At 73.0% G+C, this 18,020-nt stretch carries 15 protein-coding genes; 5 read left to right on the top strand and 10 right to left on the bottom strand.

Features of this window, described 5'->3' with window-relative positions; translation table 11 throughout:
- Positions 1–117: 117 nt before the first annotated feature.
- The 5 genes from ABD143_RS31565 to ABD143_RS31545 all read right to left on the bottom strand — a co-directional run bounded on the left by ABD143_RS31565 (position 118) and on the right by ABD143_RS31545 (position 7,884).
- Entirely contained in the window at positions 118–1,881 is a 1,764-nt protein-coding gene (locus ABD143_RS31565) for an ABC transporter family substrate-binding protein (protein WP_343985261.1), read from the bottom strand.
- 224 nt (positions 1,882–2,105) lie between these two features.
- Positions 2,106–3,932: an ABC transporter family substrate-binding protein gene (locus tag ABD143_RS31560; RefSeq protein ID WP_343985259.1), complete on the bottom strand. Its 1,827-nt coding sequence runs from the start codon at positions 3,930–3,932 to the stop codon at positions 2,106–2,108.
- A 70-nt stretch (positions 3,933–4,002) separates the two neighbouring features.
- Positions 4,003–5,883, bottom strand: coding sequence for a translational GTPase TypA (typA, locus tag ABD143_RS31555; RefSeq protein ID WP_343985257.1), 1,881 nt, complete (start codon positions 5,881–5,883; stop codon positions 4,003–4,005).
- 234 nt (positions 5,884–6,117) lie between these two features.
- Positions 6,118–6,969 carry a type IV toxin-antitoxin system AbiEi family antitoxin gene (locus tag ABD143_RS31550; protein ID WP_343985255.1) on the bottom strand — a complete coding sequence of 284 codons (852 nt, stop codon included), beginning with the start codon at positions 6,967–6,969 and terminating at the stop codon, positions 6,118–6,120.
- Positions 6,970–7,014: 45 nt separating this feature from the next.
- Positions 7,015–7,884, bottom strand: a complete 870-nt coding sequence (locus ABD143_RS31545) for an NUDIX domain-containing protein (protein ID WP_343985253.1) — start codon at positions 7,882–7,884, stop codon at positions 7,015–7,017.
- Between the two features lie 122 nt (positions 7,885–8,006).
- Between ABD143_RS31545 and ABD143_RS31540 the strand changes: the two genes are divergently transcribed.
- A complete protein-coding gene (locus ABD143_RS31540; RefSeq protein WP_343985251.1) occupies positions 8,007–9,335 on the top strand; it encodes a hypothetical protein in 1,329 nt (442 codons plus the stop codon).
- A gap of 15 nt (positions 9,336–9,350) precedes the next feature.
- On the opposite strand, the gene ABD143_RS31535 is transcribed toward ABD143_RS31540, so the two are convergent.
- Both ABD143_RS31535 and ABD143_RS31530 read right to left on the bottom strand, forming a co-directional pair.
- Complete coding sequence (locus tag ABD143_RS31535; RefSeq protein WP_343985249.1) at positions 9,351–10,718, bottom strand: sensor histidine kinase; 1,368 nt, start codon at positions 10,716–10,718, stop codon at positions 9,351–9,353.
- Positions 10,715–11,398 (bottom strand): response regulator transcription factor, encoded by a 684-nt coding sequence (locus ABD143_RS31530; RefSeq protein ID WP_343985247.1) that lies wholly within the window; start codon positions 11,396–11,398, stop codon positions 10,715–10,717. Before ABD143_RS31530 ends, ABD143_RS31535 begins: the two co-directional genes overlap by 4 nt.
- Positions 11,399–11,505: 107 nt before the next feature.
- On the opposite strand from ABD143_RS31530, the gene ABD143_RS31525 reads away from it, so the two are divergent.
- The 3 genes from ABD143_RS31525 to ABD143_RS31515 are packed head-to-tail and all read left to right on the top strand — an operon-like array spanning position 11,506 to position 14,395.
- The gene (locus ABD143_RS31525; RefSeq protein ID WP_343985245.1) at positions 11,506–12,552 is read left to right on the top strand and encodes a LolA family protein; all 1,047 of its coding nucleotides are present in this window, start codon (positions 11,506–11,508) and stop codon (positions 12,550–12,552) included.
- Positions 12,549–13,538, top strand: coding sequence for an ABC transporter ATP-binding protein (locus ABD143_RS31520; RefSeq protein WP_343985242.1), 990 nt, complete (start codon positions 12,549–12,551; stop codon positions 13,536–13,538). The genes ABD143_RS31525 and ABD143_RS31520 overlap by 4 nt, the downstream gene beginning before the upstream one ends.
- Positions 13,535–14,395, top strand: a complete 861-nt coding sequence (locus ABD143_RS31515) for an ABC transporter permease subunit (RefSeq protein ID WP_343985240.1) — start codon at positions 13,535–13,537, stop codon at positions 14,393–14,395. The genes ABD143_RS31520 and ABD143_RS31515 overlap by 4 nt, the downstream gene beginning before the upstream one ends.
- A gap of 16 nt (positions 14,396–14,411) precedes the next feature.
- On the opposite strand, the gene ABD143_RS31510 is transcribed toward ABD143_RS31515, so the two are convergent.
- The 3 genes from ABD143_RS31510 to ABD143_RS31500 form a co-directional block, all read right to left on the bottom strand.
- Complete coding sequence (locus tag ABD143_RS31510; protein WP_343985238.1) at positions 14,412–15,605, bottom strand: right-handed parallel beta-helix repeat-containing protein; 1,194 nt, start codon at positions 15,603–15,605, stop codon at positions 14,412–14,414.
- A gap of 135 nt (positions 15,606–15,740) precedes the next feature.
- Positions 15,741–16,052, bottom strand: coding sequence for a 4a-hydroxytetrahydrobiopterin dehydratase (locus ABD143_RS31505; RefSeq protein ID WP_343985236.1), 312 nt, complete (start codon positions 16,050–16,052; stop codon positions 15,741–15,743).
- Positions 16,009–17,031, bottom strand: a complete 1,023-nt coding sequence (locus ABD143_RS31500; RefSeq protein WP_343985234.1) for an AraC-like ligand-binding domain-containing protein — start codon at positions 17,029–17,031, stop codon at positions 16,009–16,011. Before ABD143_RS31500 ends, ABD143_RS31505 begins: the two co-directional genes overlap by 44 nt.
- Positions 17,032–17,236: 205 nt before the next feature.
- Here ABD143_RS31500 and ABD143_RS31495 point away from each other — a divergent pair, with 205 nt between their 5' ends.
- On the top strand, positions 17,237–17,941 hold the full coding sequence (locus ABD143_RS31495; RefSeq protein ID WP_343985232.1) for an alpha/beta fold hydrolase: 705 nt from the start codon (positions 17,237–17,239) through the stop codon (positions 17,939–17,941).
- Positions 17,942–18,020 lie beyond the last annotated feature (79 nt).

Below are 18,020 nucleotides of genomic sequence, written 5' to 3'. Positions count from 1 at the left end.
CCGGCTGGTCGGTTCGGCGCTCGCTTGTGGCGTAGGCCGAGATTGCTGGGCAGGTTACCCCTGGCCCGAGGGGGGCCGCCGGAGCAGCGGCCCCCCTCGGGATGGGTCGGACCAGCGTCAGCCGGTGCGCAGGCCCCACTCGGAGATGTTGTAGGTGGGACCGTCGAGCGAGGAGTTGTTCCGGACGTTCCCGACGTTGTTCTGCACCGCGATGAAGGTCGGCTTCTGGTAGAGCGGCAGCACGTACGAGTCCTCGGAGAGGATCCGGTCGGACTGGTTGAGGAGGGCGTACCCGGCCGCAGGGTCGGTCACCCCGACGGCGCCGGCCTCGTTGATCAGGCGGTCGACCTCGGGGTTGTTGTACCCGCCGAAGTTGCTGCCACTGGTCGACAGCCACAGCTGCTGAGCTCCGCCGAACGGGAACGGCGACTGCACCCACGCGTAGAGCATGATGTCGTAGTTTCCGCTGTCGAGATCGCCACCGAGGTCATCGGTAGGCACGACCTCGACGTTGATGCCCAGCGGGCGCATGTACGAGGCGAACAGCTCGCATGTGCTCTGCCGGATCGCGTTGCCGGTGGTGTAGCGGAGCCGCAGCGGCGGCACCGCCTGGCCATCCGGCGCGGTCAGCTGCTGGCCCTCGGCCACGTTCGTGTAGCCGGCGTCAGTGAGGATCTTCCGGGCCGCCTCGATGTCGCCGCTGCCCTGCTCGGGCGCCAGGACATCCTCGTAGCCCTCCTGGCCCTGCACGAAGTTGTGGTTGTTCATCGGCGTGACCTCGTTGTTGAATTGCCCGACGGTCTTGTCGATGATGTCCTGGCGGTTCGTCGCCACGAACATCGCGTCCCGCAGCGCCTCGTTGGCCAGAGCCGGGTTCTGCAGGTTGAGGTCGAAGTGCTCCCAGGTCAGGCCGAGACCCTGGGTCTGCGAGACGTTCGGGATGTTCTGCACTTGCTGCACGAGGTCGACCTGCGGCTGCGGGTAGATGACCTGGACCTCGTTGTTCTGCAGTGCGATCGGCTCCTGGGTGGCGTCGGTGATGACCCGCATGATCACCTGGTCCAGCTTCGGCTTCGTCGCGCCGTACCACTTCGGGTTGGGCGTCAGCGTCAGGGCGACGTTGTCCTGCCAGTTCGAGATCTGGAACGGGCCGCCTGCGTAGGTGGGGACCGTCGCGCCGAGCCAGTTGAAGGCAGCCGCGACACCCGCCGGGGTGTTGAGGTCACCATGCTGGGCGGCGATGTGCGCGGGGTACAGCGGTGCGGACGAGGCCCACAGGCTCTTCCAGTCGGCGTAGGGCCCGCTGTAGGTGGCGGTGACCGTCTTGCCTCCGTCGGAACCCGTGACGGAGGTGACCAGGTCGTAGCCACCGTTGCCCGCGGTGGCGCAGTCGGGGCAGTCGCGGCCGTTCTGGGTCTTCCAGTTGAAGACAAAGTCGTCGGCGGTGATCGGCGTGCCATCGGACCACACGGCCTCCGGCTTGATCCGGTAGACGACCGTCTGCGGGTTGGTGTTCGTGACCTCGGCCGACTCGAGCAGGTCGGTGTTGAGGTTGTTCTTGAGGTCCGGGGTGGTGAAGTAGGTGTACGGGAGGACCGACTTCACCGCGAGCCCGGTCTCGAAGACGTTGCCCTCGGACGAGTTCAGGTTCCAGTTCGGGATGTTCTTCTCGATCGCGAAGGTCAGCTGACCGCCCTGCTGCAACTGGTCGGCAGGTACCGCGTTGCAGCTGTTGGGGTCGGTGGCGCAGTCCGCGAACACGCCACCCTGCGACGCGTCCCCGCCACCGCCGCCACCACCGCCGCCACCACCGCACGCGGCGAGCACCATCGCTGCCGCCGCGGACATCGCGACAAGCGCCGCTGCCCTCGTTCTCGTCATCGACTCATGACCTCTCTCTACTGGACCGTCCTGGTCGGACGCCCCGGTTGTGCACAGCGGCCTGTCCACGGTGATGAACGGGCGCACCGATCACCGGGCACGGTAGGAAGCACTTTCCCGCCCGTCATCCAGGAAGACCCGATCGTGACCGAAGGGTGACCGCTCCCGAACGTCCGGACACGAGATCATTACCTGCCGGTAACCCCGCGTCCGCGGGCATCATGTCACCCGTTCGGGTTGCGCCAGCGATCGGCCCCAGTGAGGGGGCCCGTCGCGAGTGGACCGAGCCCGATGTTCGTCACGGCGTCGGCAGTCGGGGTGCTCACCACGAGCGTCATGGGCTGGAACAGCGGCAATGCGGGGAGCTGCGCCCACAGCACCTGCTCCACGACCGTCGCGGTGTCCGGCCGCGGGGAGCCCGACAGCAGCTCGTCGAACGCCGGCTGCAGGGCCGGGAAGCAGAACCCGCCGGGCGGACGCGGCGGATTCGGCACGAGCGCTGTGGGCGCCGGGCAGCCGTAGTCGGACGCCAGCTCGGAGCCCGGATCGCTACCGACAGTGCGCGGCAGAACCATGAGGTCCACCTCCACACCCGCCGGTAGTGGCCGGGTCGTGGTGGTCGGCGCGGGCTCCGTAGTCAGCGTGCCCGCGGGGTCCGTCGTCGGCGGCGGTGTGGCCAGACCGGGTGTGGCGGACGGCGTCGGGGTGGGAGTCGGGCTCGGCGGCACGGGCGGTACCGAGGCCTGACCGAACAGCTGCACGGCAGGCGGTGCCACTAGCGTCACATCCACACCCGCCGCGTCGAGCTGTGCAGCGACCATGCGGGCGACCTCGAGGTCGGCCGGCCGTTCGGCCGCCGCACCCAGCACGAGCTGCACCGGGGACCCGGCCACTTCCCAGCGGCCCGTGGTGGGGTCCCGCGTCCAGCCCGCGCTCGTCAGGAGCGCATCGGCGGCCGCCGGGTCGGGCCGGATGGGGGCGTCGGGCGGTGCCGTGGAGGCGTAACCGGGCTGGGACGGCGCGAGCCCGAACGCGTCGGCGGTCAGCCCCTCGGGCGCCACGGCGGCGCGGATGGCCTCTCGGTCGATCAGGGCGGCGATCCCCCGCCGCACCCGCGGGTCGACGAGCGGGCCGCCGTCGGCGCGCATCACCAGCTCGGTCACGGTCGGCTGGGGTGCGAGCTGCAGGCGCGGTGGCGGGAGCACCCCGGACAGGGCGGTGCGGACTTCCTGGTCGGCAGCGGGTAGGGCGACGTCCACGTCGCCCGCCGCGAGACCCGCCGCCAGCACCTGCCTGTCCATCCTGCGGATGACGAGCTGGTCGAGCACGGCGGGCGTGTCCCAGTACAGGTCGTTGCGGGCGAGCACGATCTCACCGCGGGCACGGTCAACGGACGCGATGCGGAACGGCCCGCCCGAGACCGGGAGCCCGTCGGTGAGCGCGCCCGTCCACGAGCCCGGGGCGTCCTTGAGGATGTGCGCCGGCAGCAGATCGGTGAACAGGTACTGCCAGGCGGGGTAGGGCTTCGAGAAGACGACGTCGACGGCCTTGCCGCCGGCCCGCGAACGCACCTCGGTGATCAGCCGGTAGCCGGCGGCGTCGACGACGCCCGGCTCGCTGCGCATCCGCTCCCAGAGGTAGACGAAGTCCTCGGCGGCGATCGGTGCGTTCGACGACCAGGACGCCTCGAGGTTCAGCTCGTAGCTCACCGTGAACGGCTGGGTGGCGGTCACGCGCGCGCTCGTGGCGATCGTCGTGTCGAGCTGCATGGTGCCGCTCGCGTCAGGCCGGAACACCGACGGCAGCACGAGCGTGCCGATCGCCGTGGTGACGGGCGACTGGTGCGCGAACAGGTGCGGGTTGAAGCCGGCGCCGAGGTTGTCGACGCCGACCACCAGGCTGGTCGGCTCGGGCCGTGGCGTCGGGATGGGAGCGGGTGGTGGGGGTGTGACAGGCGCGTTGGTGCACGCCGCCATCACGAGCGCGAGCAGCAGACCGGCCACGACCTGCAGCGCGCGCGCCGCGAGCGGCCCGCGCTTCGAAACCCTCACACTTCGCTCCCTCCCGCGGGCGCAACGCCCGCGGGAGCCATCCTCGCACCCGTGGATCGGGCGCCGGTGGTCAGTTCGCCTGGCGGGCCTTGGACCGCGCCCGCGCCCGCGCGTGCGCGTCCAGCTCGACCTTGCGGATGCGCACCGACTCCGGCGTGACCTCGACACACTCGTCGTTGGCGCAGAACTCGAGGGCCTGCTCGAGGTTGAGCACGGTGGGCGGTGTGAGCTTCACGAGCTCGTCGCTGGTGGACGTGCGCATGTTCGTGAGCTTCTTCTCGCGCGTGATGTTGACCTCAAGGTCCTCGGCGCGCGTGTACTCGCCGATGACCATGCCGCCATACACCAGCGTGGTGGGGCCGATGAACAGCACGCCGCGGTCGGCCAGCTGGTCGATCGCGTAGGCCGTGACGGGCCCGGAGCGGTCCGACACCAGCGAACCGCGCAGCCGCGTGCGCAGCTCGCCCACCCACGGCCCATAGCCGTCGAAGACGTGGCTCGCGATGCCGGCTCCGCGCGTGATCGTCAGGAACTCGGTGCGGAAGCCGATCAGCCCGCGGGATGGCACGCGGTAGTCCAGCCGCACGCGCGACTCGCCGTGGACCATCTGCCCCAGCTCGCCCTTGCGCCCGGCCACGAGCTGCGTGACGGCGCCGAGGTGCTCGGTGGGCACGTCGCAGGACAGCTGCTCGAACGGCTCGTGCAGCTTGCCGTCGATCGTGCGCGTGACGACCTCGGGCTTGCCGACGGTGAGCTCGAAGCCCTCCCGGCGCATCGTCTCGACGAGGACGGCCAGAGCCAGCTCACCGCGGCCCTGCACCTCCCACGCGTCCGGACGCTCGGTGGGCAGCACGCGCAGGCTGACGTTGCCGACCAGCTCGGAGTCGAGGCGGCCCTTGACCTGGCGGGCGGTGAGCTTGGTGCCGGGGTGCACATCGCGGCCGACCAGCGGCGAGGTGTTGATGCCGATCGTGACCGCGATGGCCGGCTCGTCCACGTGGATGCGCGGGAGCGGCACCGGGTTCTCCGGGTCGGCCAGTGTGTCGCCGATCATGACGTCGGCGATGCCGGCCACGGCGACCAGGTCACCCGCGCTCGCCGACTCGGCCGGCACCCGGGTGAGCGCCTCCGTGCGAAGCAGCTCGGTGATCTTCACGCGCGTGACGGAGCCGTCGGCCTGGCACCAGGCGACCTGCTGGCCGCGCCGGATCACCCCGGCACGGACCCGGCAGAGCGCGATCCGGCCGAGGAAGCTGGTGGCGTCGAGGTTGGTGACGTGCGCCTGGAGCGGCGCGTCGGCGTCGTCGGCGGGCGGCGGGACGTGCGCGGCGATCGTGTCGAACAGCGCCTCGAGGCCAGGGTCGGCGGGCAGGTCGCCGTCGGCGGGGCGGGTGCGCGACGCGCGGCCGGCCCGGCCGCTCGCGTAGACGACGGGCAGGTCGAGAAGCTGGCCCGTGGTGGACTCGTCGAGCTCCAGCTCGTCGGCCAGCTCCAGCAGGAGCTCGAGGCTCTCGTTCACGACCTCGGCGCAGCGGGCGTCGGGGCGGTCGGTCTTGTTGACCACGAGCACCACCGGCAGGCCGGCGGCGAGCGTCTTGCGGAGGACGAACCGGGTCTGCGGGAGCGGGCCCTCACTGGCGTCGACGAGGAGCACGACCCCGTCGACCATCGAGAGGCCGCGCTCGACCTCACCGCCGAAGTCGGCGTGGCCCGGGGTGTCGACGACGTTGAGCGTCATCCCCTGCCAGTCGATCGCCGTGTGCTTGGCGAGGATCGTGATGCCCTTTTCGCGCTCGAGGTCGCCGGAGTCCATGACCCGGTCGACGACGGCGGCGCGCTCCCCGAATGCGCCGGAGGCGCGGAGCATGGCGTCGACGAGGGTGGTCTTCCCGTGGTCGACGTGGGCGACGATTGCTACGTTGCGCAGCTGCGCGCCCGTTTCGCGGGTCACGCGAGACTGGTCCGCGGGAGCCGCGAGAGTGGATGCTGCTGTGCTCACACTTCACGGTAGCCCGACGCCGACCGTGGTCCCGCGCCGGCGTGAGTACAGCCTCACCTGGGTCAGAGGGGAATGAATCGGCGCAACTGGATCGATTCTCGTCCGAATCCCCGACGAACGGTGCTGAGCTGGGGTTGGGCGGTCGGGACGGGCTCGCATACCGGGTCAGCGGCGCGCCCGGCCCCGTTACGGACCGGCTGACCGGCCATCGAGGGTGGCGAAGATCACGGCTGGTCGGCGGCTGAGGTCGGCCCAGGAGAAGCGGAGCACCGTCCATCCCGGACGTGCGACCGGGCCGGGCTCGCCGGGCCGCCAGGCCCAGCCCGTCACCTCGATGGCGACGCGGGCCGCCGGGAACACGACGGGCGCGGGCCGCCCGGCCGACACGACGCCGCGGTGCCACCCCCGGGCCCCGGCCTCCCGCAGGGTCCGGACCAGAACGTCCTCGGCCGCGGCGGCCGAGCGGTCGGCCGCCGCCAGCAGCATCCGGGCGGCGGTGGTCGAGCCCGGCGCCACCAGGTTGCGCAGGTGCGCCGCACGGACCTCCGGGAACGCCACGTGGTGCCGCAGCATGTGGTCGAGCAGCACCGCGCCCGCGGCTCCGGCCTCGACCGCCGCCTCGAGAGCGGCAAGCGCAGGCGCCGTGACGGGCAGACCCCGGCGCTCCTCGAGGTCGTCGGCGGCGATCCGATGGTGCCGGGTCATCACCGGATCGCCGCCGGAGCGGCGGCGCCGCGGCTCCGGCACGATCACCGTGATCCGAAGCGGCGCCTCCTCGACCATCCCGTGCCACCACGCCGCCGCGAGCCCCGAGAGCACGGCACCGGGCCCCGCCCACAGGACAGCGGCCCTGACGCGGGCCTCGTCGTCGCAGGGGTGCCCGGCCGCCAGGTAGACGCCGGGGTGCACGGGTCGCCAGCGGCGCAGCCGCAGCCGGTCGTCGACGGCGGCAGGGGTGAGGCCGGCGTCGAGCGCCTGGCCCCGGGAGATCACGCCCGACTGGCGCGCGATGAGGTCCTGGAGGCTCTGCGGGAGCATGTCCTGATTGGACGGTCCCGCCCGGCTCCCGGTTCCGCCCCGCGATCAGCCGGTCGCGTCCAGCTCACGCGCCGGTGGGTCCGCGCGCAGCAGCGCGACCAGGTCGGCCGCGGCTGCCCGGTCGGCGGGCACCCAGTCGACCTCGGGCACCTCAGCCGGGCCGACCCACCGCAGCGCGGCGTGCTCCAGCGGGCGCGGCTCCGGGCCGCCCGGCAGCAGGCGCGCGATGTGGACGCGCAGCAGCGCGCCGTCGAGCGGGAGGTCGGTGCCCAGGCGTTCCTGCACCGCGACCTCGGCCCCCAGCTCCTCACGCAGCTCTCGCGCGACCGCGTCCGGCTCCGACTCCCCCGACTCCACCCGCCCGCCCGGCAGCTCCCACCGCCCGGCGAGATCGGGCGGCCGGGTGCGCTGGGCGGCGAGCACCTCTCCGTCGCGAACCACCGCGGCAGCGACGATCACGGGCTGGCGCAGCACCTCGGCCGCCCGCTCGACGAGCACCTCGGAGCGGGCCGCGAGCATGCGCAGCACGAGCCGCCGCAGCAGCACCACGTCCGCCACGCGGCCGAGCGCCCCGAGCGGCGCCCGCCAGCGCACCTCGTCGAGCAGGAGGGTGCCGGCCGGGGTGGGGGTGAGCCGCATCGTGTGGGTCAGCTCGGGGAGCGGCCCGCCGACGAGCACCGACGCCATGCCATCCACGGACACCGCGCTGATCCGGGTGCGGATCGGCACGCGGATGCCGGGCACGACCCGCGTGCCGATGCGGACCTCGTCACCAGGACGCAGGAGCCGGCTGCTCGCCGCGAACCTGTGCCCTACCCACTGTATGGCCTCCTCGGCCGTAGCGGAGTCGCGGAGCAGCCCCGCGACGGTGCGTGGCGGGGCGTCGATGAGCACGGTCGACCGCAGGACGGGCACACACCGATCGTGTCAGCGTCCGCGCCGCGACGCCCCCGTAGGTCACCCCAGAACGGCCACGACCAGGTGAAATGTGAAATGCGCTACCGCCTGTGGCCCGTCGCGCTCGTACCGTGATCGCCATGGCCGTTGTCGCACAGGCGCCGATCGCCGCTCCTTCCTTCGCGGTGGTGCGGCGTGGCTACGACCCCGATCAGGTCTCCGAGCATCTGAACCAAATCAGTGCTGAGACCACGATCCTCGCCGCCGACCGCGCCGCCGCGGTGGAGCAGGCCACGCAGCTCGGCCAGCACCTCGACTCCACCCGCAGCGAGCTCGACGCCGCGCGCACGGAGATCGAGCGGCTACGGGAGGAGCTGCGGGCGCTGTCCGGCCCAGCGGACAGTGTGGCGAGCATGAACGACCGGCTCCAGGTGATGCTGCGCCTGGCCCGGGACGAGTTCGGCGGCATGCGGGCCACCGCGGCCGCGCAGGCCGCCGCGCACGCCGCGGAGATCATCGCCTCGGTCGGGTCGGAGGCCGGGACCGGCGCCCCCCAGACCGACGAGGCCGAGTGGCGCGGCCCGCAGAACGAGCAGGAGCTCGAACGGATGCGCTGGCTGGCTGCCGAGGAGCGGACCCGGCTCGACGCGGCGGCCGCCGCGCGGCGGGCCGAGGCCGACGAGGAGTTCCGCCAGGTCCTCACGCTGCGGTGCCGCGAAGCGATGGCCCAGCTCGCCCGGCTGCAGACCGAGGCCCTCCGCAGCGCCCGTCGCGTCATCGACGACGCTGACGAACAGGCCCGATCGGTGCTCGCCGACGCCCGCGAGGCGGTGCGCCGCACGGTCGACGACGCCCAGCGCAAGGTCGACGATCTGCATTCGCTGCGCGAACGGCTCGCGTCGCAGCTCGAGACGAGCCGCAAGCTTCTCGACCGCGCGCTGCCCGACCCGCACGCGGCGTCCACCGCCCAGGAGCCGGCAGCCACGCCGCAAAAGCCGGACGACACGCCGCGCACCACCTCGGGCCAGCGGCACACCCCGCCCCACCTGTCCCTGGTCGCTCCTGCCGAGCAGGCCCGCCACGCCCCCGCCCAGTCGCCTCAGTCCCCGCTGTCCCCGCTGTCCCCACTGTCCCCACTGTCCCCACTGTCCCCACTGTCCCCACTGTCCCCACTGTCCCCCGAGCTTCCGCAGTCCCCCGAGCCCCCGCAGCCGACGCACCCCACCGCACCTGCGCAAACCCAGCCCATGACCGCCGTCCCGCCCGCGGACACCTCCCAGCACGCGGTTCCCGCTGAGCACTCGATGTACGAGACCTCGCGGCCACAGCCGATGCGCTTCCCGCCGGGCGACTGGACCTCTCAGCCCGGAGACAAGGCCGTCGAGGCCGAGCCGGGCAGCGTCCCGGAACCGTCCAAGGCGCCGGAAGCGGAGCAGAGCCAGACCTCGGCCCCGAACCCGTACCTCTGAGGCCGAGACCCGGGCTCAGCGGGTCGCCAACCAGCGCACCTCGATCCGCGCGCCCCCCGTCGGGGTCGCGCCGGCCGTCACGGTGCCGCCGCGGCCCCGCACCAGCGCCGCGACGAGCGCCAACCCGAGCCCGGCACCGCCGCGGGCCTCCGGTGAGAGCCGCACGAACCGGTCGAACACCCGCCGCCGGTCGGCCGCCGGGATGCCCGGGCCGTCGTCCTCGACGAGCAGCCGCACCGAACGTCCCGCCGGCAGCACGCTGATCCGCACGAGCGACCTGGCGTAGCGGCGGGCGTTGGCGATCAGGTTGTCCAGCACCAGCGCGACCTCCGACGGGCTCGCGCCCACCTGCGCCGGGGCCGGCGCGATCAGCTCCAGCACGGGCCCGTCCAGCCCCGTGCCGGCGCGCGAGATCGCGGCCCCGGCCGCGGCGACCAGGTCAACGGGGTGCGGTGGCGGCCGCTGCCCGGCGTCGGCTCGGGCGAGCGCGAGGAGGTCGGAGAGCATCACCGACAGCCGCGTGGCCTCCTCGGCGACCTCGCGCAACGTCTCCTCGGCGAGTTCCGGATCGGGGTGCGCGACGGCCACCTCGGCCTGGGCCCGGATCGCGGCGACCGGCGAGCGGAGCTCGTGCGCGGCGTCGCCGGTGAAGCGCTCCAGCCTGGCCACGGCCTCGTCCCGGCGGGCGAGCAGGAGATTGATCTCCTCGGCGAGGGCGCGCAGCTCGTCGCGGGGCTGGGGCACCGGTAGCCGCTCGCCGGGCGGCAGCGCGGACGCCGCCGTGCGCATCCGGTCGACCGGCCGCAGCGCGGCCCTGGTGGCGAGCCACGCCGCGAGCACCACAACCGCCGCCACGACCAGCGCCCCGACGACGAACCCGACGGCCGCGTGCGCGAGCAGCATCGCCCCACCGACGATGTCGGCCGTGGTGACGACGAGCCGCGTGGTGCCGTTCGGGATCACGACGGGCACGGCGAGCCAGCGCCGCAGCTCCGCGAAGTGCCCGGCGATGATCGCCTCGCCCGCGGCGAGCTCTCGTACCTGCCGGGGCGGCAGCGGCAGCGGGGGGCCGCCGTCGACGGGGGTACCGGCCGTGTCGACGACCCGGATCTCGGGGCCGCGGACGTCGTTCGGAGGTGTGCCGGACGCCAGCTGCGCGGCCACCGTCTGGGCCTGGCTGCGCAGCTGGGCGTCGGCGGCGTCGAGCATCGTGCCGTAGAGCAGCTGGACGCCCAGCCGGCTCAGGGCGAGCAGTGCCGCCAGCGCGACGACCCCGACGACCAGCGTGATCCGTAACCGCAGCGACCGCCCGGCCCACCAGCGCCGCAGCCGCCCCTGCTGTCGTGGCCCGCGCGCCGGTGGTGCGCCCGCGGGCTCGTTCACGGCGCCTCGACGATGTAGCCGTAGCCGCGAACGGTCTTGAGGACGTGCCCGGCGCCCACGACGTCGAGTTTGCGGCGCACGTACCCGACGTAGACCTCGACGACGTTGCGGCTGGCGGCCTGCTCGTCGCCCCACACCAGGCGGAGCAGCTCACCCTTCGCAACGGCGGTGTTGGGACGGGTCGCGAGGGCGTGCAGCAGCGCGAACTCGCGCGGCGACAGCTCGACCGCCTCGCCCTCCCAGCTCACGGCCCTGGCCACGGGGTCGACGAGGAGCGGCCCGAGCCGCACCCGCTGGCCCGTGCGGCCGAGCGCCGCGTCGCGGCGGCGCAGCATCGCGCGGAGCTGCGCCACGAGCACGACGAACGCGAACGGCTTGACGAGGTAGCCGTCGGCGCCGAGGTCGAGCCCGTCCGCCTGGTCGAACTCGCCGTCCTTCGCCGAGAGCAGCAGCACGGGGGTGTCCACGCCTGCGGCGCGCAGCTGTTCGAGCACGCGGTAGCCGGACAGGCCGGGCAGGATGATGTCGAGAACCACGGCGTCAAAGGTCCCGGTGAGTGCGGCGGCCAGGCCGGACTGGCCGTCGCCGACCGCGACGACCTCCATCCCCTCGGCCGTGAGCCCGCGTGTCACGGCCGTGCGGATGCCCGGTTCGTCGTCCACCACCAGCACGCGTGCCATCTCGCCGGACGGTAGCGCGTAGCTCGCGCAGCGCGCATCAGTACCGGGAGCGGTGCTGTGAACCGCACCTCAGAACACTCTCAGCACACATCGGTCACGCTAGACCCATGGCAACGGGGCGCACGGCACGGACGGGACGGATCGCCGCCGCGGGAATCGCGGTGGCCGGGGTAGTGGGGCTGGGGCTGCTCGCGGCGCCCGGCGGGGCGGGAGCGGCGCCGGAGCTGCCGCCGGTGACGCCGGAGGACCTGGTCAGCTCGGTGCTTGCCGCCGACCCCGGTGCTTTCGATGGCACGGTGGAGCTCGACAACGCGCTCGGCCTCCCGGTGCTGCCGGGCATGCCGCAGGCCGCGAACGGCACGAGCTCCGCACGGCTCTGGTCCGACGGCGCGGGCCGCGGCCGGGTCCAGCTGCCGACCGGCAGCGGGGAGCGCACGCTCGTGTCCGACGGCACGACGTTCTGGGCGTGGAACTCGGAGGATCGAACGGTCACGAAGGCGCCGGAGGGCCAGCACACAGGCGACGGCCGTGACGCCGCGAACGCCGACCCGGCGGCCGCTGCCACCGAGGCGCTCGCGGCGCTGCGGCCCACCAGCGACATCAGCGTCGACGGCACGGCGGAGGTGGCGGGGCGTCCCGCGTACGAGCTCGTGCTCGCCCCGGCCGCCTCCGAGCGCACGCTGCTGCGTGAGGTCCGGGTCGCCGTCGACGCGGAGCACCGCGTGCCGCTGCAGCTCACCGTGCTGGCCAACGGCTCGACCAACCCGGTGCTGCAGCTCGGCTTCACCGATGTGACGTTCGGGCCGCAGGACCCGTCGCTCTTCACCTTCACCCCGCCGCCCGGCGCCACCGTGCAGGACGCCCAGCGCCCCGACGGCGCGCCCGAGGACGCTCAGCAGCACGAGGGCGCTGCGCCGACGATCGTCGGCGACGGCTGGGACACCGTGGTGGTGGCGTCGAAGCCCGCCCAAGACACGACGAGCACGCCCGAGGGGGCGCCCGACCTCTCGTCGCTCGGCACGCCGGTCAGCGGCCCGTGGGGCAACGGCAGGCTGATCAGTACCGCGGTCGCGAACGCGATCATCACCGACGACGGCCGGGTCGCCGCCGGTGCCGTGCCCGAGCAGGTCCTCACCGAGGCACTGGCCCGGTGACCAGCACGTCATCTCTGGACACGGCGTCGGCCTCGGCCGGCGCCGTGTCCGTCCAACCGGTCGCGGCGCGCGCGATCGGGCTGCGCAAGGTGTTCGGCCGCACGGTCGCCGTCGACGGGATCGACCTCGACGTCCCGGCCGGGTCGGTGCTCGGGATGCTCGGCCCCAACGGCTCCGGCAAGACCACGCTGATCCGGATGCTGCTCGGTCTCACCCAGCCGACCGCGGGCGCGGCCGAGCTCCTCGGGCACGCGGTGCCGGAGGAGTCGGCACTCGCCCTGCCGCAGGTCGGCGCGCTCGTGGAGGGTCCCGGCTTCCACCCGTTCCTCTCCGGACGCGAGAACCTGCGCCGGACCGCCGCCACTGAGCCGATGCTCCCGAACCGGGAGATCCCGGCAGCTGTGGACGCCGCGCTCGAACGCGTCGGCCTGGCCGATGCGGCCGACCGGCGGTACCGCGGCTACTCGCTCGGCATGAAGCAGCGGCTCGGCCTCGCCGCCGCGCTGTTGCTGCCCCGCAGGCTCGTCGTGCTCGACGAGCCGACCAACGGGCTCGACCCGGCGGGCACCCGTGACGTCCGGCGGATCATCGCCGAGCTCCACGCGGGCGGCGCGACCGTGATCGTCTCGTCGCACCTGCTGGCCGAGGTGGAGGCCACCTGCACGCACGTGGCTGTGCTGCAGGCGGGGACGCTCGTCGCGGCGGGCGAGCTGAGCACGCTGCTCGCCGCGGGCGCCGGTGGTCTCGTCGTCGCCACCCCCGACGTCGAGCTCGCGCTGCGCACCCTGCGCTCCGCGGGCGCCACCGCCTACCGGGCCGAGCGCGCGCCCGGCGAGGAGGAAGCGGTGGTCGTCGGCGACGACGGGCCGCCTGCGCCCGAGGTGATCGCGGCGCTGGTGCGGGCCGGGGTGGCCGTGCACGAGGCCCGGCGCAGCCGCGCCAACCTCGAGGAACTGTTCGCCCGGCTGACCGAGGAGCCCTCATGACCGCCACGGCTCTCACCGCCGGGCCGGACACCCCGCCCCGCAGCGCCCCCCTCGGGCGCCTGCTCGGCGCCGAGCTGCGCTGGGTGCTGCGCAGGCCGCGCACGCTCGTGATGCTCGCTGTGTTCGCGCTCGTGCCCGTGCTGATCTCGATCGGCGTGGCCGTCGCGGACGAGGGGCCGGGCGACGGGCCAGGGCTCATCGGGGCGGTCGCGGGCAACGGGCTCGTGCTGCCGATCGCGGCGATGACCCTCGCGCTCGCCCTCCTCCTGCCGCTCGCCGTCTCCATGGCCGCGGCCGACGCCATCGCGGGCGAGGCAGCGCACGGCACCCTGCGCGGCCTGCTCATCGCCCCGGTCGGGCGGCTGCGGCTGGTCGGGATGAAGGCGTTCGGCGTTCTCGTCGTGGCGACGCTGGCGACGCTCGCCCTCGCCGTCGTCGGTGTGATCGCCGGGCTCATCGTGGTCGGCGGCGCGGAAGGCCAGCTCGTGACGCTTTCCGGCACCGCGGTCGGCCTCGGGGACGCGCTGGGGCGCGTGGCGCTCGTCGCGGTGTGGACGATCGGGCAGCTCGCCGCGGTCGGCGCGGTCGCGCTGGCCATCTCGTCGGTCACCGAGCACCCGCTTGTCGTGCTGGCGTCGGTGCTGGGCGGGCTGATCGTGTTCGGCGTGCTCGGTGCCATCCCCACCCTCGAATGGCTGCAGCCCTACCTGCTCACCAGCGGCTGGACAGCAGGCGCGGACGCCCTGCGCGACCCGCTCCCGCTCGGCGGGATGGCCGAGAGCACGCTCCGCGCCCTCTGCTACCTGGCCATCGGCATCGGGTTCACCACGTACCGAATGCTGCGCCGCGACGCCTGATGGGCCAGCGCTCCGGTCACCGGCAGTCGACGTTCGCCGGTTGGATCCCGCCGGTGGCGACGTTGTCGCACGCGACCACGTTGTCCCCGGCCGGGCGCAGTGCGATGGCGTAGCCGGGGTCGCCATCCTTGTCGGCCGTGGCGCCGCTGGTGGTCCGGTTCTGCTCGAACAGGTTTCGCTCGCCCCACCGGTCCTCGATCTGGTGGGTCTGGAAGCCGTCAAGGGGCGTGTTGGTGCCGCGGTTGCCGCGGATGGTCCACGCGGTCCCCTTGACGTCGACCCAGGAGTCCGCCGCCGTCGTCCCCGACCCGTCGAAGGTGTTGCCGACCAGGAGCCCGCCGGTGGTGCCCTCCTTGATGTCGACGGCTTCCGACGTCGTGTCCTGGATCGTGTTCTGCGCGATCACGTTGCGGTCGCTCCGGTCGGGGAGGCAGTCGGTGATCGTGCACCAGTTGCTCACCGCGGTGCCGATGTAGACGCCCTCACCGAACTTGTCCCGGCGGTTACCGGTGTCGCTGATCTCGTTGCCGATCACCAGGTTGTCGGTGCTGTGGCGGCGCAGGTGGACGGCCTCGTCGCCGATCCCGCTGACCGTCAGGTCCTGGATCACCGAGCCGACGGTCCCGTCGGCCATCACGCCCTTCTGCCCGTTGGACACCGAGAAGCCGACCAGGCGCCAGTGGGTGGCACCGTCGAGGTGCAGCACGTACCCGCCACGGATCCCGCCGCCGTCGAGCACCGCGTCCCGGCTGCCACAGAGCCAGATGGGGGCGTCGGGCGTGCCGGAGGTGCTTGCCACGAACGTGCCCTCGTATCGGCCGTCGGCCAGCCTGATCACGTCCCCGGGCCCGGCGCCCGCGAGAACCTCGATCAGCTCGGCGGCATCGCTCACCGAGTTACCGCCGTCCGGGCAGGTGACCGGCTGCGCGGCGGGGAGGGGGAACGTCCCTGCGCGGGCGTCCACCTCCACGCCCGGGACGTTCCGCGGGTCGCCCTTGCCTTCCTCTTCCGACTCCGACGCTTCCGACTCCGACGCGGAGCCGCCGTCCGCAGCCGACCCGGACGAGCCACCGGCGGGCGGGAGCGCGCGGGCGTCGGGGACCTGGGACACCCCGCCGACCCCGGGCTTCTGCTCGGGGCCGCCGCAGGCGGTCAGCCCGAGCGCCAGCGCCGCAGCCAGCAGCGCGATCCGGCGCGTGCCCTGGTTCACCGGCCCGTGTCCTTCGTCGGGAGCGAAGCCGGGTTGTCCACCCGTGATCTCCAACTCGACGCCAAGCGATGGCTGTGGATCATTTCGTCTCGCCACCGAACTCCCGGCGGCCACCATCAAGACCCTCGCGGGGCGCTACACCGACGCCTCGCGGGTGCCGGCCGCGTCGATCTGCTCGGAGATCGACGCGGCGAGCGCGACGTCGAGGGCCGTGATCCCGCCGGCCGAGTGCGTCGAGCACCGGAAGGTCAGGGTGCGCCAGCGGATGTCGATGTCCGGGTGGTGGTCGCGCTCCTCCGCGATCTCCGCGACCCGGTCCACCACACCGATCGCCGCGGGGAACGAGGGCAGCTTGGCGGTGCGCACGATCGCGTCACCGTCGCGCTGCCACCCGGGCAGGTCCTCAAGGGCCCGTGCGACCGCGGTGTCGTCCAGGAGTTCGGGCATGGGGGCATCCTGCCCGGTTCTGGCCGTGTCCAGGGGACGGCATGCGAAGCTGCCGAGGTGTCATGCCGTATTTCGCCCAGAACGCACGGTTGAATCCGCTGAGGTCACCGAATCCGCAGCCGTGGGCAAGCGTCGAGATCGTGTGTCCGGAGAGCCGCGGGTCCAGCAGCTGGAGCCGGCACCGCTCGAGCCTCCGATCCCTGATGTACTGCGCCACGGTCTCGTGCTCGGTCTCGAACAGCCGGTGCAGGTACCGAGTCGAGATACCGAACGCGGCCGCCACGTCACCAGGTGCGAGGGCGGGGTCGGCGAGTCGCTGGTCGATGTAGTGCTTGACGCGCATCGGCATGGTCGCCTGCAGCGCCCCGCCCCGCTCGCTGTTCTTGGGCAGATGCTCGGCGAACATCGTGACGACGAGGTCGTTCGCCATCGACAGGACACTGCCGGGTGGTTCACCAGCGAGATCCTCGCTGTGCAGGGCCAGATCCTGTAGTGCCCTGCTCGCCACGCCGGCGAGACCGGTGCGGAAGCTCACGCTCTGCGCCGCCAACTGCCGGCGCTCGTGTTCGGCCAGCCGCACGAGGTGTCGCGGGAACCCGAACACCCACACATCGAAGGCGGCGTCGAAGTTCAGCTCGAACGGCCGATGGGACTCGAAAATGGCGCACTCGCCCGGGCGCAGCAGTGTGCGCCGATCGCCCTGAGCGACCCGTCCCGTCCCGCGCGTCTGCAGCGTGAGCAAGAGGTACTGCTCGTCGGTGCGGTCGATGAGCTGCTGCGTCCGGGCCATTCCCTGGCCTGACGCATCAATCTCGCCGACGACCAGGTCGCCCAGATCGTAGGCGCGGACGCGGCCTCCGATCGGTTCGTCCAGCGCCGGGCGGACGTCGACACCGACGAAGGTCCGGGCGCAGGAGTCGTGCCAAACCTCCGCGCGGTCGCCGGCGGCGATCGCGTCGATGTTCAGGACGATCGGCATGGCGGCCTCCCGGCGGCAGTCTGCGAACCGTCAGGGGGACGTCAAGGTGCTCCGAGCGGGGCTTGCAGGGTGCGCTGTGGTCCTGGTTCCGGTTCACCGTCGTCCAGGACACGGAGCGCCGTCAACCGCATCGTGGACGCCGATCGTCCGCGTGGCTTCATCAGCCGGCGCGGGGCCCAACCGGTCGAAAGGACCCTCCACCACCATGTCCATCCCCACACTGCCGAGCGTCGTGCTGGTGCACGGCGGGTTCGTCGACGGCTCCGGCTGGCAAGGCGTGCACGAGCTACTCGTCGCCGACGGCTACCGCGTCGCGGTCGTCCAGAACCCCACCGTGTCCCTGGAAGGAGACGTCGCGGCCACGAAGCAGGTGCTCGACGACCTCGGCGGACCCGTCGTCCTCGTCGGGCACTCCTACGGCGGCGTGGTTGTCACAGAGGCCGGCACCGACGAGCGGGTCGCCGCCATCGTCTACATCGCGGCCTTCGCCCCGGACAAGGGGGAGTCGGTGAACACCCTCATCGCCGACCCGCCGCCCGGCGCACCGGTGCCGCCGATCCTGCCGCCCCGCGACGGCTGCCTCTTCCTGGATCGAGACAAGTTCGCCGCGTCCTTCGCCGGCGATCTCCCCCCGGCACAGGCGCAGTTCATGGCCGACTCCCAGGTGCCCTGGGGTGTCGGGGCGTTGAGCGGCTCGGTGACCGATCCCGCCTGGAGCTCCAAGCCGAGCTGGTACCTGGTAGCCACCGACGACCGGATGATCCCGCCGCCCGCACAGCGGGCGATGTCCGAGCGCGCCGGTGCCACGGTGATCGAGAGCCCGGGCAGCCACTCTGTCTACGTGTCCCGGCCGGAAGCGGTCGCGGAGCTGATCAAGACCGCCGCCGCGGCTGTCACGACGTCGGATTAGGAGGGTCCTGAATAACTCTGCCCGTAGCCGCGGACGCGACGCGGCGGTCAGGCCGCTTTCCCAGACCTGGCCGCCGCTC

This window comes from Pseudonocardia aurantiaca, from assembly GCF_039526725.1.
Classification (GTDB): Bacteria; Actinomycetota; Actinomycetes; order Mycobacteriales; family Pseudonocardiaceae; genus Pseudonocardia; species Pseudonocardia aurantiaca.
This window is presented reverse-complemented; position numbering and strand designations above follow the sequence as displayed.